Source organism: Variovorax sp. 01T439_2, assembly GCF_056398445.1.
Genome location: NZ_JBFTPJ010000575.1, coordinates 1 through 3,899 on the forward strand (window position 1 = coordinate 1; position 3,899 = coordinate 3,899).

Genomic DNA, 3,899 nt, shown 5'->3' on the forward strand with positions numbered 1-3,899 from the left:
CAGCATGGGCCTGAGGGCCGACACCACGCCCCAGGTGGCGCGCATCGACGCCCACCTGCTGAACCGCGAAGGCGTGGCACGGCTGTGCTACTGCGGACCGGTGCTGCACACCCGCCCCGATCGGCCGCATGCCACGCGCGAGCCGCTGCAGTTCGGGGCCGAGATCTACGGCCATGCGGGGCTCGAGGCCGACACCGAAGTGCTGCTGCTGGCGCTCGACTGCCTGCATGCATCGGGCCTGAGCGACGGCGTGATCGTCGACCTGGCGGATGCGCGCATCGTGCGGGCGCTGTTCGCCGGCGTGCCGGTCGACGCCGCCGTGCTGGCGCGCGTGCATGCGGCGCTGGTTGCCAAGGATGCGAGCGAACTGCATGCGCTCACGCGCAGTTTCCCGGCTGCGTCGCGCGACGGCCTGCGCGCGCTGGTCCAGCTGTATGGCGATGCGTCGGTGCTCGACGAAGCCGCCAAGGCCCTCAAGGGCACGCCGGCCGTGAGCGCGGCACTGGCCGGATTGAAGCAGCTGGCCGCGAGCCTCGGTGCCGATCCGGCGCGGCAGATCAGCTTCGACCTGGCCGACCTGCGCGGCTATGCCTACTACAGCGGCATGCGCTTCGGCATCTACGTGCCGGGCGCGGCCGATGCGCTGGTGCGCGGCGGGCGCTACGACGAAGTCGGCGCCGTGTTCGGCCGCAACCGGCCGGCGGTCGGCTTCAGCCTGGACGTGCGCGAACTGGTCGGCGTGCTGCCGGCGCGTCCGCTGCGCGCGGCCATCCGCGCGCCCTGGAGCGACGCGGCCGGCCTGCGCGAGGCCATTGCCGGGCTGCGCAAGGCCGGCGAGATCGTGGTCTGCGTACTGCCGGGCCACGGCAGCGAAATCGATGAATTCCACTGCGACCGCGAGCTCGTCGAGCACGCAGGGCAGTGGCAAGTCCGAGCCCTCTGATTTTTTGAAGTAATGGAACGAGCATGAGCGTAACCACCGGAAGAAACGTGGTCGTCGTCGGCACCCAGTGGGGCGATGAAGGCAAGGGCAAGCTGGTCGACTGGCTGACGGAAAGCGCCCAGGGCGTGGTCCGCTTCCAGGGCGGCCACAACGCGGGCCACACGCTGGTCATCAACGGCGTGAAGACCGCGCTGCACCTGATCCCGAGCGGCATCATGCGGCCCGGCGTCAAGTGCTACATCGGCAACGGCGTGGTGCTTTCGGCTGCCAAGCTGTTCGAGGAAATCGAAGGGCTCGAAAAGGCCGGCGTCGAAGTGCGTTCGCGCCTGCGCATCAGCGAGGCCTGCCCGCTGATCCTGCCTTTCCACGCGGCGCTCGACATCGCGCGGGAAACGTATCGCGAAAAAGGCGGCGTCGAGAAGATCGGCACCACCGGCCGCGGCATCGGCCCGGCCTACGAGGACAAGATCGCGCGCCGTGCGCTGCGCGTGCAGGACCTGAAGCACCCCGAGCGTTTCGCCACCAAGCTGCGCGTGCTGCTCGACCTGCACAACCATGTGCTGACGCAGGTGCTCGGCGCGCCTGCCATCGACTTCGACCTGGTCTTCGACGAAGCCATGCGCCATGCCGCGCTGCTCAAGCCGATGATGGCCGACGTGTCGCGCGAACTGAACGACGCGCACAAGGCCGGCGCCAACCTGCTGTTCGAAGGCGCGCAGGGCACGCTGCTCGACGTCGACCACGGCACCTATCCCTATGTCACCTCGAGCAACTGCGTGGCCGGCAATGCCGCCGCGGGCTCGGGCGTGGGCCCGGGCATGCTGCACTACATCCTGGGCATCACCAAGGCCTACTGCACGCGCGTGGGCGGCGGTCCGTTCCCGACCGAACTCGACTGGGCCACGCCGGGCACGCCGGGCTACCACATGAGCACCGTGGGCGCCGAAAAGGGCGTCACCACGGGCCGCAGCCGCCGCTGCGGCTGGTTCGACGCCGCGCTGCTCAAGCGCTCGGCGCAGGTCAACGGCCTGTCGGGCCTGTGCATCACCAAGCTCGACGTGCTCGACGGGCTCGAGAAGCTCGAGCTGTGCACCGGCTACGAGCTCGACGGCGAGACCACCGACATCCTGCCCATGGGCGCCGACGAGATCGAGCGCTGCACGCCCATCTACGAGACCCTCGAAGGCTGGAGCGAGAGCACCGTCGGCGTCACGCAGTACGAGAAGCTGCCCGTGAATGCACGGCTCTACCTGCAGCGCATCGAGCAGATCACGGGCGTGCCCATCCACATGGTTTCCACGAGCCCTGATCGCGACCACACGATCATGATGCGCCACCCCTATCTCGCGGACTGAACAGGAACGAACCCCCACCATGTTGACCGAAGACGGCAAGCATCTCTACGTCAGCTACGACGAGTACAACAACCTGATCGAGAAGCTCGCGATCAAGATCCACCAGTCGGGCTGGCAGTTCGACACCATCCTGTGCCTCGCGCGCGGCGGCATGCGGCCCGGCGACGTGCTTTCGCGCATCTTCGACAAGCCGCTGGCGATCATGTCGACCAGCTCCTACCGCGCCGACGCCGGCACGGTGCAGGGGCACCTGGACATCGCGCGCTTCATCACCACGCCCAAGGGCGAGATCGCCGGCAGGGTGCTGCTGGTGGACGACCTGGCCGACTCGGGCCACACGCTGCATGCGGTGATGGACATGCTGCGCAACAACTACAAGCCGATCACCGAACTGCGCAGCGCGGTGATCTGGACCAAGGCGTTGTCGACCTTCACGCCCGACTACTCGGTCGAGTACCTGCCGACCAACCCGTGGATCCACCAGCCCTTCGAAGGCTACGACTCGCTCGGCGCCGAGAAGCTGCTGGAGAAGTGGTCGGTCTGACCGACCCCGCTGCTGCGCCTGCGGCAGCGCCTTATCGGCATTCGGGCCGCCACGCTGTAGGCGCAGCGCGCATCTGCGCCGGCGCGGCTTGCAGCAGCCGCCGCAACGGCGTAGAACCATAGCGTTAAAGCCTCAAGTTCACAGGCAAGCTTGGAGCCGTTCGCGGCTTCGAAGGAGTGAAGCATGTTGGCGGCCGAATGCGCGTGGGCCATCTTGCGCGCCGAGCACGTTCGCACCCGGGAGCTGCTGGCTCGCCTTGAAACGGCGATGAAGGCAGGGGGCGAAGCGGGCGTCCGGCAGCAGGCAAGGTCGGCCATCGAAGCCATCGAGCGCCTTCAGGCCTTCGAAGAAACAACGCACCGCCCCAAGGGCGTTGTCATGCTGAACATGCTGCGCGGCAGGTCGAGCGAGGCCGACGGGCTTCTCGACCAGCTCGATTCGGAGAGCGAGCGCTGCAGCGGCCTCCTTGCACAGGCAAAGATCCTGCTCGCGAGCGCCGAATCCGGCGACAACACGGGCGCGGACGTGGACGCCGACGCGCTGCTGCGGCAGCACCGGCAATTGATGTCCGCGCATCTGGACAAGGAAGACACGCTGTTGCATTCGCATACGGCGCTGCTGCTTAGTCCGGAGGAATGGGCTGCGGTGGTCTCGTCCATCTCGAAGGAGGTGGGAGCGGCCAGGAAGCGCGGGCATCGCCGTTCGCCGCTGCGCGGACAAGTCTCGAAGCCCGCGGGCTGATATTCCGGACGGTCGGTGCCTAGGCGCCCTCGGAATCGAACATCGCGGTGTAGCGCCGCTGCATTTCCTCCGGCGTCAGCTTCTCGATGCTGTGGCCCACGTTCCAGCGATGGCCGAAGGGATCGCGGAACACGCCCGATCGCTCGCCGTAGAACTGGTCCTGCGGCGCCATGTCGAGCGTGGCGCCGGCCGCCACGGCACGCGCCACCACGGCGTCGGCATCGTCCACGTGCAGGTGCAGCGTCACCGCAGTGCCGCCCAGCGTCCTGGCGCTGGGAATGCCGTATTCGGCGAACTCGTCCGAGATCATCAGGAT

The 3,899-nt window shown here is 67.8% G+C and carries 5 protein-coding genes; 4 read left to right on the forward strand and 1 reads right to left on the reverse strand.

The window, feature by feature from the left end:
• The 4 genes from AC1DOC_RS23555 to AC1DOC_RS23570 form a co-directional block, all read left to right on the forward strand.
• On the forward strand, window positions 1-943 hold a 943-nt coding region (locus AC1DOC_RS23555; RefSeq protein WP_478130595.1), incomplete at its 5' end, for an ATP phosphoribosyltransferase regulatory subunit.
• A gap of 23 nt (window positions 944-966) precedes the next feature.
• On the forward strand, window positions 967-2,298 hold the full coding sequence (locus tag AC1DOC_RS23560; protein ID WP_478081562.1) for an adenylosuccinate synthase: 1,332 nt from the start codon (window positions 967-969) through the stop codon (window positions 2,296-2,298).
• A 19-nt stretch (window positions 2,299-2,317) separates the two neighbouring features.
• Window positions 2,318-2,842 carry a phosphoribosyltransferase gene (locus AC1DOC_RS23565; RefSeq protein ID WP_012747318.1) on the forward strand — a complete coding sequence of 175 codons (525 nt, stop codon included), beginning with the start codon at window positions 2,318-2,320 and terminating at the stop codon, window positions 2,840-2,842.
• Window positions 2,843-3,025: 183 nt separating this feature from the next.
• Window positions 3,026-3,583: a hemerythrin domain-containing protein gene (locus AC1DOC_RS23570; protein ID WP_478081564.1), complete on the forward strand. Its 558-nt coding sequence runs from the start codon at window positions 3,026-3,028 to the stop codon at window positions 3,581-3,583.
• Between the two features lie 19 nt (window positions 3,584-3,602).
• On the opposite strand, the gene AC1DOC_RS23575 is transcribed toward AC1DOC_RS23570, so the two are convergent.
• Window positions 3,603-3,899: VOC family protein (locus AC1DOC_RS23575; protein ID WP_478130596.1), on the reverse strand; the 297-nt coding region annotated here is incomplete at its 5' end.